This window comes from Nonomuraea candida (genome assembly GCF_000725485.1).
Lineage (GTDB): Bacteria > Actinomycetota > Actinomycetes > Streptosporangiales > Streptosporangiaceae > Nonomuraea > Nonomuraea candida.
In genome coordinates this window covers 219,601-242,266 of sequence record NZ_JOAG01000012.1, presented here as the reverse complement: position 1 = coordinate 242,266, position 22,666 = coordinate 219,601, and the positions used below count along the sequence as shown (strand labels likewise).

The 22,666-nt window shown below is 70.9% G+C and carries 23 protein-coding genes and 1 pseudogene; 12 read left to right on the top strand and 12 right to left on the bottom strand.

The genetic code is table 11. The features are described from left to right. Window positions 1-76: 76 nt before the first annotated feature. Window positions 77-448, bottom strand: a complete 372-nt coding sequence (locus tag IO39_RS13050; protein ID WP_043621027.1) for a winged helix-turn-helix transcriptional regulator — start codon at window positions 446-448, stop codon at window positions 77-79. A 123-nt stretch (window positions 449-571) separates the two neighbouring features. Between IO39_RS13050 and IO39_RS13045 the strand changes: the two genes are divergently transcribed. Next, window positions 572-1,468 (top strand): NAD(P)-dependent oxidoreductase, encoded by an 897-nt coding sequence (locus IO39_RS13045; RefSeq protein ID WP_043621354.1) that lies wholly within the window; start codon window positions 572-574, stop codon window positions 1,466-1,468. A gap of 34 nt (window positions 1,469-1,502) precedes the next feature. On the opposite strand, the gene IO39_RS13040 is transcribed toward IO39_RS13045, so the two are convergent. From IO39_RS13040 to IO39_RS13030, 3 genes are read right to left on the bottom strand one after another with little or no spacing between them, the layout of a single operon-like run. After that, window positions 1,503-2,423, bottom strand: coding sequence for a carbohydrate ABC transporter permease (locus IO39_RS13040; RefSeq protein WP_043621025.1), 921 nt, complete (start codon window positions 2,421-2,423; stop codon window positions 1,503-1,505). Beyond that, window positions 2,420-3,361 (bottom strand): ABC transporter permease, encoded by a 942-nt coding sequence (locus IO39_RS13035; RefSeq protein ID WP_043621023.1) that lies wholly within the window; start codon window positions 3,359-3,361, stop codon window positions 2,420-2,422. Before IO39_RS13035 ends, IO39_RS13040 begins: the two co-directional genes overlap by 4 nt. Further along, complete coding sequence (locus tag IO39_RS13030; RefSeq protein ID WP_043621022.1) at window positions 3,358-4,998, bottom strand: extracellular solute-binding protein; 1,641 nt, start codon at window positions 4,996-4,998, stop codon at window positions 3,358-3,360. Before IO39_RS13030 ends, IO39_RS13035 begins: the two co-directional genes overlap by 4 nt. 222 nt (window positions 4,999-5,220) lie before the next feature. Here IO39_RS13030 and IO39_RS13025 point away from each other — a divergent pair, with 222 nt between their 5' ends. From IO39_RS13025 to IO39_RS12975, 11 genes are all read left to right on the top strand, one after another. After that, a complete protein-coding gene (locus IO39_RS13025; protein ID WP_043621015.1) occupies window positions 5,221-6,432 on the top strand; it encodes an ROK family transcriptional regulator in 1,212 nt (403 codons plus the stop codon). A gap of 98 nt (window positions 6,433-6,530) precedes the next feature. Beyond that, window positions 6,531-9,341, top strand: a complete 2,811-nt coding sequence (locus tag IO39_RS13020; protein WP_043621013.1) for a glycoside hydrolase family 3 protein — start codon at window positions 6,531-6,533, stop codon at window positions 9,339-9,341. After that, complete coding sequence (locus tag IO39_RS13015) at window positions 9,338-10,342, top strand: LacI family DNA-binding transcriptional regulator (protein ID WP_043621010.1); 1,005 nt, start codon at window positions 9,338-9,340, stop codon at window positions 10,340-10,342. Before IO39_RS13020 ends, IO39_RS13015 begins: the two co-directional genes overlap by 4 nt. Before the next feature lie 157 nt (window positions 10,343-10,499). Then, window positions 10,500-10,976 (top strand): gas vesicle protein GvpJ, encoded by a 477-nt coding sequence (gene gvpJ, locus IO39_RS13010; protein WP_052422821.1) that lies wholly within the window; start codon window positions 10,500-10,502, stop codon window positions 10,974-10,976. A 6-nt stretch (window positions 10,977-10,982) separates the two neighbouring features. Beyond that, window positions 10,983-11,786 (top strand): GvpL/GvpF family gas vesicle protein, encoded by an 804-nt coding sequence (locus IO39_RS13005; RefSeq protein WP_043621003.1) that lies wholly within the window; start codon window positions 10,983-10,985, stop codon window positions 11,784-11,786. 13 nt (window positions 11,787-11,799) lie between these two features. Beyond that, on the top strand, window positions 11,800-12,027 hold the full coding sequence (locus tag IO39_RS13000; protein ID WP_043621001.1) for a gas vesicle protein GvpG: 228 nt from the start codon (window positions 11,800-11,802) through the stop codon (window positions 12,025-12,027). A gap of 4 nt (window positions 12,028-12,031) precedes the next feature. After that, the gene (locus IO39_RS52540) at window positions 12,032-12,523 is read left to right on the top strand and encodes a gas vesicle protein GvpO (protein WP_084772761.1); all 492 of its coding nucleotides are present in this window, start codon (window positions 12,032-12,034) and stop codon (window positions 12,521-12,523) included. Window position 12,524: 1 nt separating this feature from the next. Then, complete coding sequence (locus IO39_RS12990) at window positions 12,525-12,866, top strand: gas vesicle protein (RefSeq protein ID WP_043620998.1); 342 nt, start codon at window positions 12,525-12,527, stop codon at window positions 12,864-12,866. Beyond that, window positions 12,859-13,674 (top strand): GvpL/GvpF family gas vesicle protein, encoded by an 816-nt coding sequence (locus IO39_RS12985; RefSeq protein WP_043620995.1) that lies wholly within the window; start codon window positions 12,859-12,861, stop codon window positions 13,672-13,674. The genes IO39_RS12990 and IO39_RS12985 overlap by 8 nt, the downstream gene beginning before the upstream one ends. Then, complete coding sequence (locus tag IO39_RS12980; protein ID WP_063765261.1) at window positions 13,671-13,865, top strand: gas vesicle protein; 195 nt, start codon at window positions 13,671-13,673, stop codon at window positions 13,863-13,865. Before IO39_RS12985 ends, IO39_RS12980 begins: the two co-directional genes overlap by 4 nt. Then, window positions 13,866-14,153, top strand: a complete 288-nt coding sequence (locus IO39_RS12975; RefSeq protein WP_043620994.1) for a gas vesicle protein K — start codon at window positions 13,866-13,868, stop codon at window positions 14,151-14,153. 107 nt (window positions 14,154-14,260) lie between these two features. Here IO39_RS12975 and IO39_RS12970 read toward each other — a convergent pair whose 3' ends face one another. From IO39_RS12970 to IO39_RS12940, 8 genes and pseudogenes are all read right to left on the bottom strand, one after another. After that, the gene (locus IO39_RS12970; RefSeq protein ID WP_043620991.1) at window positions 14,261-14,779 is read right to left on the bottom strand and encodes an NUDIX hydrolase; all 519 of its coding nucleotides are present in this window, start codon (window positions 14,777-14,779) and stop codon (window positions 14,261-14,263) included. Between the two features lie 74 nt (window positions 14,780-14,853). Further along, window positions 14,854-15,363, bottom strand: a complete 510-nt coding sequence (locus tag IO39_RS12965; protein ID WP_245641941.1) for a GNAT family N-acetyltransferase — start codon at window positions 15,361-15,363, stop codon at window positions 14,854-14,856. Window positions 15,364-15,446: 83 nt separating this feature from the next. Beyond that, complete coding sequence (locus IO39_RS12960) at window positions 15,447-16,595, bottom strand: methyltransferase domain-containing protein (protein WP_043620985.1); 1,149 nt, start codon at window positions 16,593-16,595, stop codon at window positions 15,447-15,449. Between the two features lie 220 nt (window positions 16,596-16,815). Next, window positions 16,816-17,364: pseudogene (locus IO39_RS59635) on the bottom strand (radical SAM protein); the annotation flags it as partial. Between the two features lie 671 nt (window positions 17,365-18,035). After that, on the bottom strand, window positions 18,036-18,269 hold the full coding sequence (locus IO39_RS12955; protein ID WP_043620981.1) for a TetR/AcrR family transcriptional regulator: 234 nt from the start codon (window positions 18,267-18,269) through the stop codon (window positions 18,036-18,038). Window positions 18,270-18,408: 139 nt separating this feature from the next. After that, window positions 18,409-19,779: a hypothetical protein gene (locus tag IO39_RS12950; protein ID WP_052422819.1), complete on the bottom strand. Its 1,371-nt coding sequence runs from the start codon at window positions 19,777-19,779 to the stop codon at window positions 18,409-18,411. Between the two features lie 254 nt (window positions 19,780-20,033). Next, entirely contained in the window at window positions 20,034-21,779 is a 1,746-nt protein-coding gene (locus tag IO39_RS12945) for an acetyl/propionyl/methylcrotonyl-CoA carboxylase subunit alpha (protein ID WP_043620979.1), read from the bottom strand. 26 nt (window positions 21,780-21,805) lie between these two features. Further along, on the bottom strand, window positions 21,806-22,546 hold the full coding sequence (locus IO39_RS12940; RefSeq protein ID WP_043620976.1) for an SDR family NAD(P)-dependent oxidoreductase: 741 nt from the start codon (window positions 22,544-22,546) through the stop codon (window positions 21,806-21,808). Window positions 22,547-22,666 lie beyond the last annotated feature (120 nt).

Here is a 22,666-nt window from a genome sequence, read left to right as displayed (position 1 = left end):
CCCGCAGGCCGCGCCACCCGGAGGCCGCGCCGCCACCGGCGACCGCGCCACCACCGGAGGTGGGCCGCCCCGCCGCTCAGCGGTCGGTGCCGCTGCCGCTCACCTGGTCCCACGCGATCGCCTCGATGCGATCGAGGTGCTGCTCGCCCCACTCGCCGAGCGGCCCCATCGCCGCGTTGAGCGAGTGGCCGAACGGGGTGAGCGAGTACTCCACCTTCGGCGGGACCTGGTGATAGACCTCGCGATGCAGCAGCCCGGTGCTCTCCATCTCGCGCAGTTGCAGGATCAGCACCCGCTCGCTGATGCCGGGGATCGCCCGCCGCAACTCCCCGAAGCGCAGCGCGCCGTCCTGCAACGCGAAGAGGACCAGCCCCTTCCACTTCCCGCCCATCACGGCGATCGCGGCGTCGAGCCCGCAGGTGAACGTGCGCTTCTTCGTCTCGCTCATGACTCCACACTGACATTTATGTGAGTACCCGGCAAAATTGTCGGTACTTGAGTAAATGTATGCGCAAGCACCAACATGGGGGAGGGCGCCCACGCCACCACTCTCTATGACTGGAGCACGCACATGACAGCAAAGCACCCGGTGACCGTCATCGGGCTGGGCGCGATGGGCACGGCCCTGGCCGGGGCCTTCCTCGGGGCCGGCCATCCGACCACCGTCTGGAACAGGACCCCCGCCAAGGCGGCGCCTCTCGTCGCCAGGGGAGCGGAGCAGGCGCAGGACATCGAGGCGGCGGTTTCGGCCGCGCCGCTGGTCGTCACCGCCCTGACCACCTTCGACGACACCCGCGACGCCCTGGCACCGGCCGCCGCGGCCCTGCGCGAGCGCGCCCTGGTCACCCTGAACAGCGGCTCCCCGGCCGGCGCCCGCGACATGTCCGCCTGGGCGCTCGGCCACGGCGCCCGCTTCCTGGCCGGCGCGGTCAAGAACGTGCCCTCGGCCGTGGGCGACCCGGAGACCCTGCTCTACTACAGCGGCGACAAGAGGGTCTTCGACGCGTACGAGCCGGCCCTGAAGGTGCTCGGCGGCGACACCGTTCACCTGGGCGACGAGCCCGACCTGGCCGCCCTGTACGAGATGGCGGTCGGGGCCACCCTGCTGCCCGCCCTCACCGGCTTCTTCCAGGGCGCCGCCGCCATCCAGTCCCGGGGGCTGGAGGTGAGCAGCATGGTGCGCTTCGCCGGCAAGTGGCTGGACATGATCAAGTCCCTGCTGCCGGTGTACGCGAGGGAGATCGACACCGGCGACTACTCCGACGCCGCCTCCTCGGTGAACCTCTTCCTGGCCGGCGCCGCCCACGACGAGGACCTGACCAAGGAGACGGGCGTGGACACGTCCTGGCTGGCCCCGCTCTACGACCTGCTCCGCCGCGCCGCGGAGTCCGGCCACGGCGACCACAGCATCGCCGCCCTCACCGAAACCCTCAGAACCTCACCCCCCTCCACCCCGGACCGGGCGTGAAACCACGCCGAGAGCCCTCTCGCCGGAGGCAGGGTCAGCCCTTGATGGCGCCGACGATGACGCCCTTGGTGAAGTGGCGTTGCACCAGGGGGTAGAGGATCAGGGCCGGGATGACGGCGATGACGACGATCGCCATCTTGATGGCCAGGGTGGGCGGGGCGTCGCCGGTGACGCCGGCCGTGGCGGCCGGGAGGGGGTTGGAGTCGACCACGTACTGACGCAGGATCAGCGCCAGCGGCCACTTGCGGGTGTCGTCGATGTAGAGCATCGCGTTGAACCAGGAGTTCCAGTAGCCCACGGCGTAGAACATCGCGACCACGGCCGTGACCGCCTTCGACATGGGCAGCACGATGCGGAACAGGATGCGGAACTCCCCGGCCCCGTCGATGCGGGCGCTGTCCAGGATCTCGCCGGGGATGCTCATGAAGAACGAGCGCAGCACCACCACGTTGAACGCCGACACGGCCGTCGGCAGGATGAGCGACCAGTACGAGTCCTTCAGCCCCAGCCCGCTCACCATCAGGTACACCGGGATGATGCCGGGGAAGAACACGAACATCAGCAGCACGCTGAACAGCAGCGGCCGGTGCAGGAACGAGCCGGGGCGCGACAACGAGTACGCCCCCAGCACGCTCACCCCGGCGCTGATCAGCGTGCCTGCCACGGTCACGCCGGTGCTGACCAGGACGGCCCGGCTGACCACCGTGTCGGAGAAGATCTGCCGGTACGCCTCGAACGTGATCCCGTCGGGCACCAGCACGAGCCCGCCCGCCGCGTTGACCGTGGCCGACGAGCTCAGGCTGGTCAGCACGATCGTGTAGAGCGGGCCGAGCACGGCCACGAGGATCAGCGTGATCAGCGCCCCCTTGCCGAACTGGCCGGCCGGATGGCGCCGCTCCTCCCAGGGCGCGAGCCCGGCCGGGGCGCGGCGGGCTCTCGATGTCAGGGCCGTCATGTTCTCGAATACACCCCTCGTTCGCCGAGCGCGTGCGCCACCCGGTTGGCGGCGATGATGAGCAGCAGCCCCACCACGCCCTTGAACAGCCCGGCCGCCGCGCCGTACCCGAGGTCGCCGGTGCGGATGCCCGACCAGTAGACGAACGTGTCGAACACCTCGGACGCCTCGCTGCCCACGGCGCTGCGTTGCAGCATGAACTGCTCGAAGCCGACGTTCAGGGCGTCGCCGAGGCGCAGGATCAGCAGCAGCACGATCACCGGGCGCAGCCCCGGCAGCGTGATGTGCCACATGCGCCGCCAGCGGCGGGCGCCGTCCACGGCGGCGGCCTCGTACAGGTTCGGGTCGATGGTGCTGAGGGCGGCCAGGAAGATGATCGCGCCCCAGCCGGCGTCCTTCCAGATGGTCTGTGAGGTGAGGAGCAGGATGAAGGTGTCGGAGTTCGTCATCCAGTCGACGCCCTCGTGCCCGTTCTCCCGCAGGACCTGCGCCAGCAGGCCCGCCCCGCCGAACATCTGCTGGAAGATGGCCACGACCAGCACCCAGGAGAAGAAGAACGGCAGGTAGACCACGCCCTGCACGAACGCCCGCAGCCGGGCCGAGACGATGCTGTTGAGCAGCAGCGCCAGCATGATCGGCACGGGGAAGTAGAAGACGAGCTGGAAGGCGGTGATCGACAGCGTGTTGGCGATCGCCCGGAGGAACTGCGGGTCCTGGAAGAGCAGCGCGAAGTTCGTGAAGCCGATGACCGGGCTGCCGAGGATGCCGCCGGTGTACGGGTTGTAGTCCTGGAAGGCGATGACGTTGCCGAGCGCCGGGACCCACCAGAAGGCCACGACGACCAGCAGCATGGGCAGGTTCATCGCCAGCAGCGGCCAGTCCCTGCGGAGCTTGGCCCGCCAGGTCGGGCCGGCCGCCGCCGTGATCGAAGAGCTCACAGCCTGCCGTTCTCGCGCGCGGTCTTCATGTAGAACTCGCGCGCCTCGTTCCCGCCCTGGTCCTGCCACTCCTTGACGATCTTGGGCCACTCGGACACGGGGCGCTTGCCGCGGAAGATCTCCTGCATCTTGTCCTCGGTGGGCACGGTCAGCCCGGCCATCCGGGACGGCTTCTCCACCCGGATGCCGACGAACGGGTCGTTCTCCAGCAGCTTGGACGCCTCGGTCTGCCAGTCGTGCTGGGCCTGGACGAGGCCCTCGTACTGGCTCATCGCGTTGGCGTTGGGCCGTCCCGACAGGAACATGTAGGTGGGCGCCACCTCCTTGCGCCCGAGCGCGGTCTGCTTCACCTTGCCGTCGTCGATCGTGTAGTGCTTGCCCTCCACGCCGTTGTGGACCAGCTCGTACTCCTGGGTGCCGAACGGCGCCGAAGTCCAGTTGGACAGCGCGAGCAGCTCGCGGGTGCGGGCGTCGCCCAGGCCCTTCCTGATGAAGACGAACATGCTGGCCGGCTCGTTGCGCCACATGATCGTCTTCCCGCCGGGCCGCGCCGGGTACGGGTCCACGATCTGCATGTCGAACTTCGGGTTGTCGGGCTGGAAGCGGCCCAGGTTCTCGTGCCAGGCGCCCAGGCCGTCGCGGTAGATGACCATCTGGCCGCTGCCGAAGATGCCCTTGTTGTCGGCGTCCTTGTTGGCGACGACGTCGGGGTGCACGTAGCCGGCCTCGAAGAGCTTGACCATGAACTCGATGGCGGCGGCGAACTCCGCGGTCTCGTACTTGTACTCCAGGGTGCCGTCGCTCTTCTTGCGCCACTCGCGCGGCGCGCCGAAGGCCCGCTGCATCTCCTGCTCCATGCCGCCGCCGAAGGCCCAGCGCTTGCCCTTGGCGTCGGTGATCGCCTTGCCGAGCGCGAGCAGGTCGTCGCCGCTCTTGGGGTGCTGCAGGCCCAGCTCCTGGAGGATGTCCTGGCGGACGAAGGTCGCGAACGGGTACGGGTCGTTCTGCCAGGGGATGCCCTGGAGGACGTTGCCGAAGACGCCGTACTGCCAGGCCGCGGTGTCGTAGTTGGCCAGCAGGGGGAACTCCTTGGCCTTGTCGCCGGCCAGGTAGGGCGACAGGTCGGCGAAGAGCTTGTTGGCCGCCTCGGTGAAGTGGCCGATCTTGATCAGCTCCCATTCCGGCACCATCACCATCTCGGGCACGTCGCCGCTGGCCAGCAGGGTGCTGAGCTTCTGCCCGTAGGTGTTGCCGTCGGAGATGTTGAAGCGGACGACGCCCCCGAGCCGCTCGTTGACCGTGTCGTAGTAGGAGTTGCTGCCCAGGCCCGGCGGCACCGTGCCCCACAGCGGCGTCATCGCGGCCACCTCCTTGCCGCTGGTGAGCGGCTTGGCGGTGACGGCCTGCACCATGGTGGCGGGGCGGGTCAGGAAGCCGGGCTGGACGAACTCGGCGCCGGGCAGGTCGGGCTTCAGCCCGGGGATCTCGAAGGGGATCCGCGTGGGCACGAGGCTCTTGAGCTTGTCGGCCGCGACGGCCGTGCCCTTGGACACCTGTCTCTTCTCGGCGCAGCCCGCTGCCAGGACGCTCGCGCCGACCAGGCCGAGGAATCCGCGGCGAGTCGTGGACGTGGGCATGGCTCGCTCCCTTCTCGGAGTGGGGGATGGCCTCCCGGCACGAACCCCGCTGCCTGCTGTGGACCGCCGCACGCGGCCACCGCTACAATTAGTTGGTATTCCAGCCAAACAAATTAGTAGACTGTCGCAGCAGCCACAAGTGAGCGCGGTGGTCACAGGTTGGTGAAGGGAGCCCGTGATGCGGCATGCTGGGGTCATCTCATGGCGGGAACGGGGCTGATATTGATCACTTCTACGACCGGCCCTCAGCCGGCCGACTTCGCCGACGTACGGGCCACCAACCTCGCGGTCGTGCTGCGCTTCGTCCGCGAGCACGCGCCCTGCTCGCGCGCCGACATCGCGGCCTCCACCGGGCTGAACAAGGCGACGGTCTCCAGCCTGGTCGCCGACCTCATCGACCGGCGGCTGGTGCGCGAGACCGGGCTGACCGAGAACCGCGTCGGCAGGCCGGCCACGATGCTCGTGCTCGACGGCTCGCCGTACGCCGCCATCGGGGTGGAGATCAGCGTCGACACCGTGTCCGCCGTGGCGACCGACCTGGCGGGGGAGCGGCTGCTGACCTGGCGGCGCGCGTTCTCGGGGGGCGGGTCCGTCAGCCAGGGCGTGGCCGGGGTGGGGGCGATCATCAGGCGGGTGGTCGGCCGGATGGCCAAGGAGGAGCGCCAGGTGCTGGGGCTGGCCGTGGCCGTGCCGGGGCTCGTCGACCGGCAGGGCAGCGTGCGCGTCGCGCCCAACCTCGGCTGGCACGACGCCGACCTCGGCGGCGACCTGGCCAAGGCGCTGCGTGATCCGGGCTTTCCCATCCAGGTCGACAACGACGCCAACCTCGCGGCCCTGGCCGAGCAGCGCTTCGGCTCCCACGCGGGCGCCTCCGACCTGGTCTACCTCAGCGGCGCGATCGGCGTGGGCGCCGGCGTCATCCTCGACGGGCGGCTGCGCCGGGGCGGGCGCGGCTTCAGCGGCGAGATCGGCCACGTCCAGCTCGACCCCGACGGCCCCGCCTGCCGCTGCGGCCGGCGCGGCTGCCTGGAGGCCATGGCCGGCATCGGGGCGGTGCTGCGCAAGGACCCGTCGCCGGCGGAGGTCCAGGTCGAGGTCGAGGAGGTCGTGCGCCTGGCACGCGCGGGCGACCGCGACGTGCTGGCCACGCTCGCCGCCGTGGGCGGCAACCTCGGCAAGGGCGTGTCGGTCCTGGCCAACCTGCTCAATCCCGAGGTGGTGATCCTCGGCGGCTACTACGTCCCGCTGGCCCCGTGGCTGCTGCCCGCCGTCCGGGCCGAGGCGGCGGCCGGCGCGGTCGCCGCGGAGGCGGGCGGCTGCCAGGTCGTGGCCTCCACGCTGGGGCACGACGCGGCCGCGCTCGGCGGCGCGGCGCGGGTGCTCGACTCGGTCGACTCGGGAAGATTGCCGGGAGGATTGTCGCGAATCCCTTGACCTTGGTCACAGGGACGTGCACCCTTCAGTCAATCCACCGAAATTTCCGCGTAACTTCCCCAGGCCGGTCGTCGAAGCGCTTCGACACTCTCAGAGGGATGATCATGCAACCACCCCCCTTCCGCGACCCAGCGGCCCCCCTTCGAGACCGGATCGACGACCTGCTGGGCAGGCTCACCCTTGAGGAGAAGGTGGGCCTGCTGCACCAGTACCAGGCGCCGGTCGAGCGGCTGGGGCTCGCCGCGTTCCGCACGGGCACCGAGGCGCTGCACGGCCTGGCCTGGCTCGGTCCGGCCACCGTCTTCCCCCAGGCCATCGGGCTGGCCTCGACCTGGGACCGCGACCTCGTCCGCCGGGTCGGCGCGGCGACCGGCGACGAGGTGCTCGCCTTCCACCACAAGGACCCGGCGGGGGCGGGGCTCAACGTGTGGGCTCCCGTGGTCAACCCGCTGCGCGACCCCCGGTGGGGCCGGAACGAGGAGGGCTACTCCGAGGACCCGTGGCTGACCTCGGTCATGGCCACGGCGTACGCGCGCGGGCTCAGTGGGAGCGCTCCCGAAGAGGACGGCGAGACGCCTGGTGGGAGCGCTCCCAGGGTGCTCAAGACCGCGCCGACGCTCAAGCACTTCCTCGCCTACAACAACGAGACCGACCGCTGCACGACCTCCAGCAACCTGCCGCCCCGCGTGCTGCGCGAGTACGAGCTGCCGGCCTTCCGCGGCCCCATCGAGGAGGGCGTGGCGGTGGCCGTGATGCCCTCGTACAACCTGGTCAACGGCCGGCCGGCGCACCTCAGCCCGCTGATCGGGCAGGTGCTGCGCGCCTGGGCCCCGGACGACCTGCTGGTGGTCAGCGACGCGTACGCGCCGGGCAACCTCACCACGCTCCAGGGCTACCACGACACCCCGCCCGAGGCGTACGCGCACGCGCTCAGGGCCGGGATCGACAGCTTCACCCAGGACGACGACCGCGCCGGGGCCACGCTCGGCCACCTGCGCGACGCGCTCGACCGTGGGCTGCTGGCCGAGGAGGACGTGGACACCGCCGTCCGGCACGTGTTGTCGATCAGGTTCCGGCTGGGTGAGTTCGACCCGGCGACGCCGTACGACGAGATCTCCGACGGCGTGGTCAACTGCCCCGAGCATCAGGCGCTGGCCAGGGAGGCGGCGCGGTGCTCGTTCGTGCTGCTGGAGAACGACGGCCTGCTGCCGCTGGGCGACGACGTGCGCACCGTCGCGGTGATCGGCCAGCTCGGCGACGCGCTGATGGAGGACTGGTACAGCGGCACCCTGCCCTACGCCGTCACCGCCCGCGCCGGCCTGTCCGAGCGCCGCGAGACCGTGTTCTGCGAGGCCGTGGACCGGGTGACGCTGACCGCCGACGCGGGCCCCGTCACCGCCGACCCGGCCGGCGGGCCGCTGCGCGCGGGGGCCGCGGAGCCGGGCCTGTTCGACCTGCTCGACTGGGGCGGCGGCGCGTACGCGCTGCGCGCCGTGGCCACCGGCCGGTTCGTCTCCGTGGACGGCACGACGCTGGTCAACGACCAGCCGGGGCCGAACGGGTGGGAGGTGCGCCAGACGTTCCGCATCGAGGAGCGCCCGCGCGGCACCCTGGCCCTGCGCCACATCTCGACCGGCTGCTACGTCGCCGCCGGTCCGGACGGCGTCCTGGGCCTGGTGGACGACGCCGACCAGGCCGCCTGGCTGGCCATGGACGTGGTGGTCAGCGGCGCCGGCGAGGCCGCCCGCGTGGCCGCCGCGGCGGACGTGGCGGTCGTGGTGGTCGGCGACCACCCCCTGGTCAACGGGCGCGAGACCGAGGACCGCACCACCCTGGCGCTGGCCCCCGCGCAGGACGCCGTGGTGCGGGCCGTGCGCGCGGCGAACCCGCGTACGGTCATGGTCGTCTCCAGCGGCTACCCGCTCACCTGGACCGAGGACGAGCTGCCCGCGGTGTTGTGGTCGGCGCACGGCGGCCAGGAGTACGGCCACGCCCTGGCCGAGGTGCTGTTCGGCGACGCCGACCCCGAGGGCCGGCTCACCCAGACCTGGTACCGCTCCGAGCAGGAGCTGCCCGACCTGCTCGACTACGACATCATCGCCTCCGACGCCACCTACCAGTATTTCCGCGGCGTCCCCCTGCACCCCTTCGGCCACGGCCTCAGCTACACCACCTTCGGCTACGACGACCTGCGCGTCCGGCAGTCCGGCGGCGTCGTGCACGCCGAGGTCACGGTCACCAACACGGGCCCGCGCCCCGGCGTCGAGGTCGTGCAGTTCTACACCCACCAGCAGCGCTCGCGCGTCAAGCAGCCGCTGCGCCGGCTGCGCGGGTTCGAGAAGGTGCGCCTGGCGCCGGGCGAGAGCCGCCGGGTCGCGCTCCGCCTGCCCGTCTCCGAGCTGGCCTTCTGGGACGTGACCAGGAGCCGGTTCGTGGTGGAGCGCGCGCCGCACCGGCTCATGGTCGGCCGCAGCGCCACCGACCTGCGCCTGAGCGCCCGCTTCGAGGTCGAGGGCGAGGTCATCCCGCCCCAGTCGGGCCTGCTGCGCGGGGCCGACCACGACGAGTACGACGCGATCACGTTCGTCGACGAGACCAGGGTGGACGGCGACGCCGTGCGGTCCGAGGTGGCGGGCGCCTGGATCCTGTTCCGCGAGGTGGACCTGACCGGCGTCACGTCCTGCGTGGCCGAGGCGGGCAGCACGGAGGGCGGCATGATCACCATCCGCCGCGGCGACCCGCTGTACGGCCCGGCGCTGGCCACGTTCCCGGTGCCCAGGACCGGCCGGTACGACTATCACTCCGTCGCGGCACCCCTGGCCGGCGCCGGCGGGGTGCACGATCTCTACGTGGTCTTCGAGAACGAGGGCGTGACGCTGGTCCGGATCGGCTTCGGAGCGGCGGCTTGAGCGGGCGCACGGTCACCATCGCGCAGGTCGCCAAGCACGCGGGCGTGGCCGTGAGCACGGTCTCCTACGTGCTCAGCGGCAAGCGCACGATCTCGGCCGACACCAGGCGGCGGGTGCTCGACAGCATCAGCGCCCTCGGCTACCACCCCAACGCCGGCGCCCGCGCCCTGGCCAGCAAGCGCTCCAACGTGATCGCGCTGGTGCTGCCGCTGCGCGCCGGCATGCACGTGCCGGTGCTGATGCGCTTCGCCAGCTCCGTCGTCACCGCCGCCCGCCGCTACGACCACGACGTGCTGCTGCTGACCGCCGACGAGGGCACCGAGGGCATCCTGCGGGTGGCCGCCAGCGCGCTGGTGGACGCCCTGGTGCTGATGGACGTGGAGCTGGACGACCGCCGGGTGCCGCTGCTGCGCGAGCTGGCCGAGCCGAGCGTGCTGATCGGCTTCCCCGCCGAGCCCGCCGGCCTGACGTGCGTGGACCTCGACTTCGCCGCGGCGGGCGCGCGCTGCGTGGAGCACCTGGCCGAGCGCGGCCACGAGGAGATCGCGCTGCTCGGGGCCCCGTCGGTGGTGTACGACCGGGGCACCGGCTTCGCCACCCGCACCCGCGAGGGCTTCGTGGCGGCCCTGGGCGACCACGGGATCAAGGGCGTCGCGCTGCCGTGCGAGGAGACGTTCGACGAGGTGTACGAGACCGTGCGCGACCTGCTCCTCGACCACCCCGGCCTGTCGGGGCTGGTCGTGCACAACGAGGCGGCGGTGAGTCACGTGCTGGCGGCGCTGCGCCAGCTCGGGCGCCGGGTGCCGCACGACGTGGCGGTGGTGGCGATCTGCCCCGACGACGTGGCCGAGCGGGCCGGGCCGCCGCTCACCTCCGTGCTGATCCCGGCGGAGGAGGTGGGCAGGGAGGCCGTCCGGCTGGTCATGGAGAAGCTGGAGGGCCGCACGGTCCCCGACGCCACCCTCCTGACCCCCCTCCTGGCCGTCCGCGCCAGCACCTGACCCCCTCCCGGCCGCGCCCTTCTGACGCCCTCCTGGCCCTCTGCGGAGCTTGCGGGGGGTAAGCACCGCAAACCCGCCGTGTGCCAGTTTTTAAGCTGTATGGGGTTCCCTGTCTGCTTTTCCCGGGCAGGCTCGCGGAAAGCAAGGGGGAATCACTATGAGCACGTCCATCCAGCCGGCGGCGACCGCCGGTCAGGGAGGCGGTGGCGGACCGTCAGGTCTCGCCGACGTGATCGACACCATCCTCGACAAGGGCCTCGTGATCGACGCCTACGTGAGGGTGTCACTCGTCGGCATCGAGATCCTGACGATCGACGCGCGGGTCGTCATCGCCAGCGTGGACACCTACCTGCGCTTCGCCGAGGCCGCGAACAGGCTGGACATGTCCAAGAGCGAGAAGGGCCTGCCCGAGGTCGTGGCGGAGGCCAAGGGCGTCCCGAGCAAGGACAAGACCCAGGAGGTGATCCAGGGCGTGGTGGAGGCGGCGGGCCCCGCGCTCTCGCAGCTGACCGGCAAGCAGCAGGACCCCGCGGCCGCGGCGAGCGAGCCGGACACCGAGACGAGGGTCGAGGTGGAGCGCGAGCACCAGGGTCCGCCGAAGAAGAAGATCCGGCCGCAGCGAGAGGAAGGGTAGAGCACGATGGGACGCTCCACGAACGTCTCCGGCGCCTCCGTGCCCCAGCAGCCCACCCGCAAGAACCAGAATCTGGCGTTGTACGTCTACGGCATCGTGCCCTCGGGCGCCGAAGTGCCGTCCGGGCAGCAGGGCCTGGGGGATCCGGCGGGCAAGGTCAAGCTCATCGAACAGGGTGACATCGCGGCCCTCGTCAGCGACATCGACGTGGACCAGCCCCTCGGCCGGCCCGAGGACTTCTACGCGCACGAAGGGCTGCTCGACGCCATGGCCGCCGCCGGTCCCGTGCTGCCGTTCCGGTTCGGCGGGGTGCTGACCAACGCCGACGCCGTCGTGGAAGAGCTGCTCACGCCGCACCACGACGACTTCGCCGCCGCGCTGCAGGAGGTCAAGGGACAGGCCGAGTACGTCGTCAAGGGCCGCTACGTCGAGCAGACCGTGCTGGCGGAGATCCTCGCGGAGAGCCCCGAGGCGCGGGCCCTGCGCGACGCCCTGCGGGGCAAGTCCGAGGACGCCACCAGGAACGAGCGGATCAGGCTGGGCGAGATCATCAACGCCTCGATCGCGGCCAAGCGTGAGCTGGACACCAACCTGCTCGCCGACGCCCTGTCCGGGCTGTTCACCCAGGGGGTCGTCAGGGAGCCCACGCACGAGCAGGACGCCGTGCACCTGGCGCTGCTGGCCAAGACCAGCGACCAGGGGCGGCTCGAACAGGCGTTGAAGGACTTCGGCGAGCGCTGGGAGGGCCGCGTGGAGCTGCGGCTGCTGGGCCCGATGGCTCCCTACGACTTCGTCGTCTCGCAGGCGTGAGAGGTGCTGAGCCATGGGGCTGCTGGGCACCCTCTTCACGTGGCCGGTGTCGGTGCCGATCAAGACGCTGATCCGGCTCGGCGAGCTGATTCAGGACCAGGTGGATCGCGAGACGCACAATCCCGCGACAGTGCGCAGGAAGCTGGAGGAGATCGAGGCGATGAGACAGGCGGGCGAAATCTCCGAAGAGGAGGAGCGCGTGGCCGTGGAACAGGTGCTGCGGATGGCGACCCGGAGGTGAAGCGATGAGCGTCAGAGGGTCGGGCACCGAGGTGCCGCGCGTGCGCCGCAAGTTCCGCACCGGAGAGCACCCTGCGCGGGAGGAGGACGGCCGGCCGTCCTCCACGGAGGGCTCCCCGGCGAGCCCGACGCAAACGGCGGAGCGGCCGGCGGCGGACCAGCCGCCGGCGGCCGAGCGGTCGCCGGATCGGTCGGCGGATCGGCCGCCGGAGCGGCCGGCGGCGGGGCGGGAGCTGAACGCGGCGACGGCGGGCGGGGCAGGGCAGCGCCACATCGCCGACCTGACCACGAAACCGATCGAGGGCATCACCTCGGTCCAGCCGGAGGAGAACGGCTGGACGGTGAACGTCGAGGTGCTGGAGGACCGCCGGATCCCCTCGTCGGGCGACATTCTCGCCCTCTACCAGGTACAGCTCGACAAGGAGGGTGGCTTGCAGTCCTATCGGAGGATCCGGAGATACAAGCGGTCGAACGCCGAGTACGGCGAGGTGCTGTGACATGGACAGGATCGCGTCGTCGTCCGGCCCTGTCGCCCGGCCCGCCTACGGAGCGGCCTCCGGCAACCGGGAGCCCGCCAACCTCGGTGACATCCTGGAGCGCGTGCTCGACAGGGGAGTCGTGATCGCCGGGGACATCCGGGTCAACCTGCTGGACATCGAGCTGCTGACGATCAAGCTGCGGTTGCTGATCGCCTCCGTGGACACCGCCAGGGAACTGGGCATCGACTGGTGGGAGCACGACCCGTACCTGTCGGGCAAGGACCGGGAGCTGATGGAGGAGAACCGCCGCCTGCGCCGCCGCCTGGCCATCGCCGAGGGGCGGGAGGGCGTCGATGCCTGAGCCCGCCCGGGCGGACGCCCTCACCTACCTGTACGCCGTGGCCCGCGAGCCGCTGCCGTCCTGCCCCGCCGGAGTGGCGGGCTCGGAGGTGCGCACCGTCGCCCGCGCCGGGCTGGTGGCCTACGTGAGCACCGTGCCGCCGGAGCGGTTCGGCGAGGAGCCGCTGCGGCGCTCCCTGGAGGACCTGGACTGGCTGGCGGAGACGGCCCGCGCCCACCATCGCGTGGTGGACGCCGTGGCCGCCCTCACCACGACCGCGCCGATCAGGCTCGTGACCGTGTACGAGGACGACGCGCAGGTGGCCGAGCTGCTGGAACGGCGCGCGGACGCCTTCGGGGAGCTGCTCGACCGCGTCACGGGCCGCAAGGAGTGGGGCGTCAAGGCCTACTCCTCCCCGCCCGCCTCCTCATCACCCGCCTTCTCATCACCCGCCGCCGGCGACCCGGTCAAGGCGGCAGCCGAGCGGCATGCCGCACAGCCCCGGTCCGGGAGCGGGACGGCGTACCTGCAGCGCCGTCGCGCCAGCCTGCGCGGCCGGGAGCAGGTCCGCAGGCAGGCGCTCCAGCGCGCCGACCACATCCACCGCGCGCTGTCCGCCCTCGCCGTGGCCGGGCACCGCCACCGCCCCCAGGACCCGCGCCTGTCGGGGCGCGACGACTGGATGCTGCTGAACGGCGCGTACCTGGTGGACGACGCCAGGGCCGACGAGTTCACCGCGCTGGCGGCCACCTTCGGCGGCGACGGCGTCGAGATCAGGCTGACCGGGCCGTGGGCGCCCTACTCGTTCACGGTCATGGAGCAGGTGTGAGCCGCGACGTCCTGGCCTACGAGCTGCTGCCGCCCGAGCGGGTGGCCCTCGTGGACCTGCTGGACCGCCTGCTGGCCGGCGGCGTCGTGCTGACCGGCGAGCTGGTGCTGTCCATCGCCGACGTCGACCTCGTGCACATCTCGCTGCGCACCCTGATCGCGTCGGTGGACGAGCTCCAGGGAGCCCCGTAGATGGACACGCCGCGCTGGCGCATCGCCGCCGACTCCGACACGGTCGAGCGCGACCTGACCCGGCTCGTCCTCACGATCGTCGAGCTGGTACGCCAGCTCGTGGAACGCCAGTGCGTCCGCCGCATGGAGCAGGGCGACCTGACGGACGACCAGATCGAGACCCTGGGCGTCACCCTGATGCGCCTGGAGGAGGCCATGGGCGACCTGTGCGAGCGCTTCGGCCTCACCCCGGCCGACCTCAACCTCGACCTCGGCCCCCTGGGCACCCTGCTGCCCACCGCCGACTGACCCGCGCCACGCACTGTCACGTCCGGGTCCGGATGTCCCGACCCTGCCGCGTCCTGGCGCAGACGTCCGGGCCCCTGCCGCGTCCGGGCCCCCTGCCGCGTCCGGGCTCAGGCGTCCCGGTCGTGCAGCAGGTGCCAGGGCAGGACGACCGGGGTGACCGGAACGTCGCCGGCGACCAGCCGCGCCACCAGCGCGCCGAGGTCTGCCGGCACCACGGGCTCGTCGAGCGGCCCGGCCAGCTCGTCCGCCGTCCACCAGCGGAACCGGTCGGTCGCCGCCCGCTCCTCCTCGTCCATCCCCGAGGTGTCCACCACCAGCCCGGACACGCGCAGCATGAAGTAGGAGTCGTGGGAGCGGAACCGCCGCCCGCCGAGGGACCAGCCGCCCTCGCTGGTCGCCACCACGGGGCCCAGCGCCTCGGGGGTCACCGCGTGGCCCAGCTCCTCCCGCAGCTCCCTGGCCGCGGCCTGCCGGGCGCTCTCACCCGGGTCGACGCCGCCGCCCGGCGTGAACCACGCGTACGGCGGGTTCTCCACCTGCAGCAGCAGCCCCCGGTAGAGCAGGACGCGGCCGGCGGGATCGATCAGCAGCACCCGGGCCGACGCCCGCAACTCCACCCCGCTCACGCCGTCGCCTCCGTGGTGCCGGAACCCAGCCCCGCTCACGCCGTCGTACCCGTGGTGCCGGAACCCAGACCCGCTCACGCCGTCGCCTCCGCGATGATGGCCCAGCGCTCGTGATCGCGCCAGGCGCCGTCGATGAACTGGAACCTGGGCGAGAAGCCCTCGCGCCGGAAGCCGACCCGCTTGACCAGGTTGAGCGAGGCGGTGTTGGCGGGCTGGATGTTGGCCTCCAGGCGGTGCAGCTCCATCTCGCCGAACGCGTACCCGACCAGCAGCCGCAACCCCTCGGTCATGTAGCCGCGGCCGGCGGTGGAGGCGTAGGCCGAGTAACCGACGATGGCGCTCTGGTGGGTGCCGCGCAGGATGTTGTTCACGTTGATGCGGCCGACGATCGCCCCGCTGTCGCGCAGGCAGATCAGGAAGCCCTCGTTCGCGGGGCCGTCGAACCTGGTCAGATAGCGCTCGAAGTCCTCGTACGTCCTGGTGACCGGGGGGCCGGGCAACCAGCGGGCGAACAACTCGGCGCTCTCCTCGTGCAGCGCCGCCAGCTCGTCGAAGTCCCCCAGGCTGAGGTAGCGGATGGCCACACGCGACCCTTCGGCAAGATTCATATCACCAGAAACTTTCACGGTCACGGGCCTCGAATCACCCGCGCCGGACAGCGGGTGCGTCATCGAATGACTTTGCGCCAACCGGCTCTGGCGACGCGGATCGCACCGTCCGGTTGAATGAACACCCGTGCTCCGTACAACGGCAGCGCTCCGTTGAGCAGCCAATATTCACGGATGTCGTCGAGGATGTCCCAGAGCCGGAGCGGACCTGATTGATGGACCTCTGGCAACTCGGCGCCACGTGCGCAGGCCCGCGCCCAGGAACCACCCGGATGCACCAGCAAAGCCGTCCGCCGCCCGTCGTCGTCCTCCTCATAGGCATGCTGGATTCCGCCGGAGGTCATGACCTCCAGCATGGATCTCAGCTCCCACGCGCTGCCGGCGTCCACGACCGGGTAGCGGCCCCGGCTCACCTGCTCGCCCGATGCCCCTTGCGCGAGGCCGAACAGCTCATCCTGCCGGGGCGGATAATCACCACCGGAGCGCGTGGGCATGAACATCGCCCAATCCCGCGCGATGTGCCCCACGGCCCTGCCATCCGCTGTCTTCGTGGCCGTCACGATCAACGAGGTGTTCGCGATCACGGTGACGAGCCGTCCACCTGGCTTCAGCGCCGTCAACCAGCTCGGCGGGATCGGACGTACCGACACCATCGAAACGATGCGCTCGAACTCCCCCGGCAATGGGCCGGTCGCGTCGCAGGCGACGACCTGGGGATGCAGGCCGATGGAACTCAGACGTGCCGAGGCTGCCTCCACCAGGTACGGCTCCACGTCGATGCTGACCACACGGTTGTCACCGAGCAGCCGCGACAACAACGCCGCGCTATAACCCGATCCCGTCGCGACGTCGAGCACCCGCGCCCCGTCATAGACCTCACTGTGCCGCAGCATCCGGACCACCAGGCTCGGCAAGGTGGCCGATGACGTCGGACGCCCGGACACGATGTCGCCGGGCTGTGCGTGATCGGCGTGCCGGCCCGCGACTTCCGTGATCAGCGTCTGGTCGCTGTACGCCGCCGCGAACCAGCTCTCCTCGTCGCCGGTGCCGTCGTGCACCTCCCACTGTCCGAACTCGGCCCCTGGAGGCGTGTCCCACCAGCGGGGCACGAACAGATGACGGGGTGTGGACGCGACCGGCCCGCGCCAGCGCGATCCCGCCGGTGTCACCCCGGCCGCGAGCTGTTCGGCGTACACCTGCCACGTCATATGTCTCCCTACAGATCAGGATCGCAGTAGGACGGATCGCACGCCTCGGTCTCCGCGGGCGCGCAGTCCGAGCCGTCCCCTGTGCTGGGCTTGCACTCAGGGTTGCACGCCATCGTGTGAGGCGACGGTGGAACAGCGGCGACGAGCCGCCGCCACAGATCCCCGCGAGGAGGTCGCCCAGCGGAGCCGCCTTCACGTTGCCCGCTGACATCCACCGCGCCATGACACACGGCCACACCTCACCGTCCGGGCTGACCGCGACCTTGGTTCGTCCGCACTTGCCGCAGAGCTGCCCCACATCGGGCGACGTCGTCGTCCCGCGACCTATGCTCCTGACGCGATCCGTGCCGATCCTGGTGATGCCCAGATTCTTCAGATCGGCGATGGCTCCTTCCACTCGTTGGTCGGGGAACATCTCGACAATTGCCGCTCGAATCGGGATGTTGCGGCGCACTGCCTCCACGATGTTGGCTCGCGTACGGGCATGGCTGCCTGGACGCGTCGTTATCCGGTCATGCATTTCCGGATCATCGCTGTAGTAACTGGTCGCGAGGGAGACACCGGGCAGGGCGAACAGTTCCTCCCACCACGAGTTACGGATATTGAGCAGATTGGAGAAGACCTCCACGGACGAGCCCACGTCCACCGCGTGCCGCAGAAGCGAGGGGAAAGCAGGGTGAATGGTTGCCTCTCCTCCGATGAATTGGACCTGTGTGATTCCGAGGTCCGCCGCCTGGGTGATGACGTCCGACCAGTCAGCCGGTGTCATGCTTCCGTGCGTTCCCAGAGGTCCTGAGCTGGCATAGCAATGTCAGCACTGGAGAGAGCAGCGGCCGGTCAGTTCGAGTTCGGCTACCTTGATCATCATTGGCTTGCTTTCCTTCGGGAAGCCTTACGCTCTGAAGGCCGGTCCTTCCGATCTCGGTGGACGGCTCAGTATCCGACCGGCGGTTGGACCGTACGTAAACAGAGCCCGTTTGTCTACCGTTGCAGTCGGTGACAAAGCTGTGTCCCGGGCCGTCCCTCGGAGAATAGTTATTCGATTTCTCCGTAAATGCACCACCAAGGGCGTCCATGAATCCAGGAGGCTTGAGGGACGGCCGTTGTTGCGTCTGGTCGACGATCAGCGCGGCGCTCTTGCTGATGGCGGAGAGGGGAGGAAAGTGGCAATGCCGAGAACTCGCTTCAGCAGCCCTTGGCCGTCCGCTCGGTCCGTCGAATGTGGCCCAAGCCGTCCGCCGCGCACAGTCTCATCCGGTGGCAGAATTCTCACAACATGAACGCCCCAGATCGCGAGCGGACTGGCCGCAATCTGGGGCATTCACGTTGCTTGCCCGAAGCCGGTCAACGTTGGGGGCCCGGGGGCCGGGAGGTCCCCAACCAGGGGGTGTGGGGAAGCTAGGCTCCCCGCGGCCGTCCCCGCCACGCCGGGTGCGGGGTTCAGGTGAGGGCGAACAGCCGGTGGAGGGCGTCGTTCAGGACGGCGCCGGCGCGCGGGCCGGCCGTTTTCGCCGCGTAGTGCAGGGTGGCGACGGTGATGCCGGCCTCGGCGGCGACGTCGCGCGTGCGCGCCCCTTCGAGACCGGAGCGCACCATGGCGCGATAGCCCGCCGCGATCAGCCGGTCCCGCCGCTCCTCGGCCCTGGGGCCGGGCTTGGCCCGCTTGACCGTCATATGCCCTCGCCGCCGTGTTCTATCACTTGATAGAAAGCCGGAGGCCGGTGCCGACATGACAAAAGCCCCAGATCACGACTTTCGTCATGATCTGAGGCTCTGGTCGTCAGTTCAGACCGGCGTCAGCCAGCAGCGGGGACTACCAGTCGCCGCCGCCGAAGTCGCCACCGCCGAAGTCGCCGCCGCCGCCGCCGAAGTCGCCCCAGCCACCGGCGTCGCCGCCGCCGCCGAAGTCGCCGCCGCCGTCGGCGTAGCCCTCGGCGTAACCGGCGCCGTAGCCGCCGTAGCCGAAGCCGCCGCTGAGCATGCTGCCCATCATGGTGCCGATGAACATGCCGGTCATGACGTCGCCGAAGCCGCCGTAGTAACCGTAGGCGTAGGGCTGGTAGGCCGGGCCCGCGTCGTAGTAGGGCCGGCGCTGGCCGTCGATCATGACCTCGCGCATCTGCGGGTCGAAGCCGCGCTCGACCGCCTCGGCGTCCATCTTGCAGGCCGGCACGTCGCGCACCGCGCCACCGGGCGGGGCCCAGCGGACGTCACGCACGGACGGGCCGTGCTGCGGGTTGAAGAAGCAGGGCGCGCGCCGCTCGGGCACGGGCTCGTTGTTGACCTTGGCCTTCACCACGGCCAGCGCGTAGCGGCCGTCTTCGAGCGTCTGGGTGACCTCGCGCACCTGGTCGGCGCGCTGGACGTTGTCGAGCTGCGTCTTGGCCTTCTCGTAGGAGTCGAGAGCCGTCTGCCACTCGTCGATGTGGGAGCCGCCCTGGCCGGCCAGCGTCACGTCGGTGTCGAGGGCGGTGATCTCCTCGCCGAGCTTGGTGACGTCTTCCTCGACGGTCTGCTTGACCGCGGCGAGGTCCTTGGCCTCCTGGATGGCGCGCTTCTTCTTCTTGTTGCTGGAGTAGAGGAAGTAGCCGCCACCGCCGACGAGGACCAGCGCGCCGAGGGTGATCAGGGCGGCGGTGCCGCCGGCGCCGGGGTTGGCCTGGCTGCCGGAGTCGAGGGCGGAACGGTCGCCCTTGACGGCCATGTCGACGCGGTTGGTGAAGTCTTTCATGCCGGCGACGACGTCACCGCTGTTGGCGGTGGTGGACAGCTTGGCCAGCTGGCCCGCCAGGCCGGGCCGACGGATGGAGTCGGAGGCGGCGTAGAGCGTCGTGCCGTCGAGCACGGCATAGGTGGACGAAGGGCCGCTCTGGGCCTTCATCGCGGAGTTGAGGCTGGACATGAAGGACGCCACGTTGGAGTCGTTGATCGTGCCGTCAGGCAGCGCGACAGCGTAGATCTTGCTGCTCGCCCCCTCCAGCGCGTCACGGATCTCACTCTGCTGGACGGTCGTCAGTGGCGAGCCCGGCTGAACGTAGAGCGGGTCCCTCTTCCATGACGAAACGACCGAGTTGGCATCCGGGGGAGCCGCCGCGTTGGCGGCAGGGGACAGCGCAAGAACGACGATGAGACCGGCGATCAGAGCCGCGAACGCGGCCCCTGCTCGGCGCAGCGAATGGGTCATTGGCAGCAAGCCTCCTTCGCCCTTGAGGACGAATGGGCGGTCGGCAAAGTTCCTCAATCGCACGCTACCCGTCCGGGGACGTGCAAGAGCACATCGGAGCCGAAAGGTCGGCCCCGTTTGTGCGACGACCGGGTCGATCACCGGTCAAGGAGCCGTCACGTCCCCCCTGCACGCCCCCAACGTGCGCGTCCTTGACCACACAGTGGGCGAATCCATCCCAAGGGCGGGCGAACCGCCCCAAGGATGGGCCCTGATCAGGTGTCCTTGATCTCGCAAATGGTGGCGCCGGAGGTGACGGTCTGGCCGATCGCCGCCGTCAGCCCCGTGACCGTGCCCGACTTGTGGGCCGCGAGCGGCTGCTCCATCTTCATGGCCTCCAGGACGACCACCGTGTCGCCCTCGCTGACCACGTCGCCGTCGGAGGCCACGACCTTGACGATCGTGCCCTGCATCGGGCTGACCAGCGCGTCGCCGCCGGAGGCGGACTTCTTGGCCTTGCCGCCGGCCCGCCTGGGCGCCTTGCCCGCCGCGGGCGCGGCGCCGGACGTGCCCAGCCCCGCCGGCAGGACCACCTCCAGCCGCTTGCCGCCGACCTCCACCGTCACCGTCTCCCGGCCGGCGCCCTCGTCCGCCGCGACGTCCCCGTCGTACGGCGGCACCGGGTTGTCCCACTCCGTCTCGATCCACCGCGTGTGCACCGAGAACGGCGCCGACGTGAACGCCGGATCGGCCACCACGGCCCGGTGGAACGGCAGCACCGTCGGCATCCCGGTGATCTCGAACTCCGCCAGCGCCCGCCGCGAGCGCTCCAGCGCCTCCTGCCGCGTCCGGCCGGTCACGACCAGCTTGGCCACCAGCGAGTCGAACGTCCCCGGGACCGTCATGCCCGCTTCGTACCCGGCGTCGAGCCGCACGCCCGGCCCCGAGGGCGGGCGCATGGTGGTCAGCGTGCCGGGGGCGGGCAGGAAGTTGCGCCCGGCGTCCTCGGCGTTGATCCGGAACTCGATCGAGTGGCCGCGCAGCACCGGGTCGCCGTAGCCGAGGGTCTCGCCGTCGGCGATCCGGAACATCTCGCGTACGAGGTCGATCCCCGAGACCTCCTCGGTGACCGGGTGCTCGACCTGGAGCCGGGTGTTGACCTCCAGGAAGGAGATCGTGCCGTCCTGGCCGACGAGGAACTCGCAGGTGCCGGCCCCGACGTAGCCGGCCTCCTTGAGGATGGCCTTGGAGCTGGAGTAGAGGGTGGCCAGCTGCTCCTCCGACAGGAACGGCGCCGGCGCCTCCTCCACCAGCTTCTGGTGGCGGCGCTGCAACGAGCAGTCACGGGTGCTGACCACGACCACGTTGCCCTCGCGGTCGGCCAGGCACTGCGTCTCGACGTGGCGGGGCCGGTCGAGGTAGCGCTCGACGAAGCACTCGCCGCGCCCGAACGCGGCCACCGCCTCGCGCACGGCCGACTCGTACAGCTCGGCGACCTCCTCCAGGCGGCGCGCCACCTTGATGCCGCGCCCGCCGCCGCCGTACGCGGCCTTGATCGCGATCGGCAGCCCGTGCTCCTCCGCGAACGCCACCACCTCGGCCACGTCCGCCACCGGGTCCTTGGTGCCCGCGACCAGCGGCGCGCCGACCTTCTGCGCGATGTGCCTGGCCCGCACCTTGTCGCCGAGCGCGGCGATCGCGGCCGGCGGCGGGCCGATCCAGATCAGGCCCGCGTCGATGACGGCCTGGGCGAAGTCGGCGTTCTCGGACAGGAAGCCGTAGCCGGGGTGCACGGCGTCGGCGCCCGAGCGGCGCGCGACGTCGATGAGCTTGCCGATGTCGAGATAGGTCTCGGCGGGCGACTGCCCACCCAGCGCGTACGCCTCGTCGGCGAGCCTGGCATGCGGGGCGTCGAGGTCCTGGTCGGCGTAGACCGCCACACTGCCGATACCCGCGTCCTGGCACGCGCGGACCACCCTTACGGCGATCTCGCCGCGGTTGGCGATCAGAACCTTCCGCACCGACCTCAGTCCTTCCTGCTAGGGGTTCAGCGGCCCAGGTACGCGCCGCCGTTCACATGGAGCACCTGCCCCGTGAGGTGACCCGCACCGGGGGAGGCCAGAAAGACAACGGTCTCCGCCACGTCCGCGGGGCTGCCGGGGCGGCCGTTGCGTGTGTTCTCCACCCGGGCCCTGATGCCCTCCTCGGTGAGGCGGCCCCTGAAGAACTCGGTGTCGAGGACGAGGCCGGGGGAGACGACGTTCGCGGTGATGCCGCGGGGGCCCAGCTCGGCGGCCAGGTCGGCGGTCCACGACTCCAGGGCGGCCTTGGCGGCGCCGTACGAGCCGGAGCCGGTGCCCCTGGCGGCGATCGAGCCGATCGAGACGACCCGGCCGCCCTCGGCCAGGCGCGGCGCGAGCGCGGTCGTGACGAGCACGGCCGACATGAGGTTGGCGTTGAGGTTGGCCCACCACGCCTCGGCCACGTCCATCAGCTCGCCGGACTGCCTGCGGTCGATGTTGGTGTTGCCGCCGGCGTTGTTGACCAGCACGTCCACCCGCTCGGGCAGGCTGCCGAGCGCCTCGCGCACCGCCACGGGGCTGGCGGCGTTGAACGCCGCGCAGGACACCTCGGGGCCCGCGGCCGCGGCGTTCAGCTTCGCGGCGGCCTCGCGCAGCACGGGCTCGCGGCGGCCGGTGATCGTGACGCGGTCGCCGAGCGCGGCGAAGGCGCCGGCGATCGCGTAGCCGATCCCGGTCCCGCCGCCGGTCACCACGACCTCGCGCATGACGCCCCCACGCGATCCGAACATTCCTCGGGTAGACCATAGCCGCTCGGCATAACGGCGGCGACGGCCGGTGCCCCTTCCTTAGGGTGAGGGCGCTTTCACAGGTTCCCAGGAGGTAGG

Coding starts and splice junctions, on each gene's coding strand:
- IO39_RS13005 (WP_043621003.1), top strand. CDS start 10,983: ATGGGACGCTCCACGAACGTCTCCGGCGCCTCCGTGCCCCAGCAGCCC.
- IO39_RS12975 (WP_043620994.1), top strand. CDS start 13,866: ATGGACACGCCGCGCTGGCGCATCGCCGCCGACTCCGACACGGTCGAG.
- IO39_RS12990 (WP_043620998.1), top strand. CDS start 12,525: ATGGACAGGATCGCGTCGTCGTCCGGCCCTGTCGCCCGGCCCGCCTAC.
- IO39_RS12985 (WP_043620995.1), top strand. CDS start 12,859: ATGCCTGAGCCCGCCCGGGCGGACGCCCTCACCTACCTGTACGCCGTG.
- IO39_RS12960 (WP_043620985.1), bottom strand. CDS start 16,595: ATGACGTGGCAGGTGTACGCCGAACAGCTCGCGGCCGGGGTGACACCG.
- gvpJ (WP_052422821.1), top strand. CDS start 10,500: ATGAGCACGTCCATCCAGCCGGCGGCGACCGCCGGTCAGGGAGGCGGT.
- IO39_RS13000 (WP_043621001.1), top strand. CDS start 11,800: ATGGGGCTGCTGGGCACCCTCTTCACGTGGCCGGTGTCGGTGCCGATC.
- IO39_RS13040 (WP_043621025.1), bottom strand. CDS start 2,423: ATGACGGCCCTGACATCGAGAGCCCGCCGCGCCCCGGCCGGGCTCGCG.
- IO39_RS12950 (WP_052422819.1), bottom strand. CDS start 19,779: ATGACCCATTCGCTGCGCCGAGCAGGGGCCGCGTTCGCGGCTCTGATC.
- IO39_RS13030 (WP_043621022.1), bottom strand. CDS start 4,998: ATGCCCACGTCCACGACTCGCCGCGGATTCCTCGGCCTGGTCGGCGCG.
- IO39_RS13050 (WP_043621027.1), bottom strand. CDS start 448: ATGAGCGAGACGAAGAAGCGCACGTTCACCTGCGGGCTCGACGCCGCG.
- IO39_RS13045 (WP_043621354.1), top strand. CDS start 572: ATGACAGCAAAGCACCCGGTGACCGTCATCGGGCTGGGCGCGATGGGC.
- IO39_RS13020 (WP_043621013.1), top strand. CDS start 6,531: ATGATCATGCAACCACCCCCCTTCCGCGACCCAGCGGCCCCCCTTCGA.
- IO39_RS52540 (WP_084772761.1), top strand. CDS start 12,032: ATGAGCGTCAGAGGGTCGGGCACCGAGGTGCCGCGCGTGCGCCGCAAG.
- IO39_RS12940 (WP_043620976.1), bottom strand. CDS start 22,546: ATGCGCGAGGTCGTGGTGACCGGCGGCGGGACCGGGATCGGCTACGCG.
- IO39_RS12955 (WP_043620981.1), bottom strand. CDS start 18,269: ATGACGGTCAAGCGGGCCAAGCCCGGCCCCAGGGCCGAGGAGCGGCGG.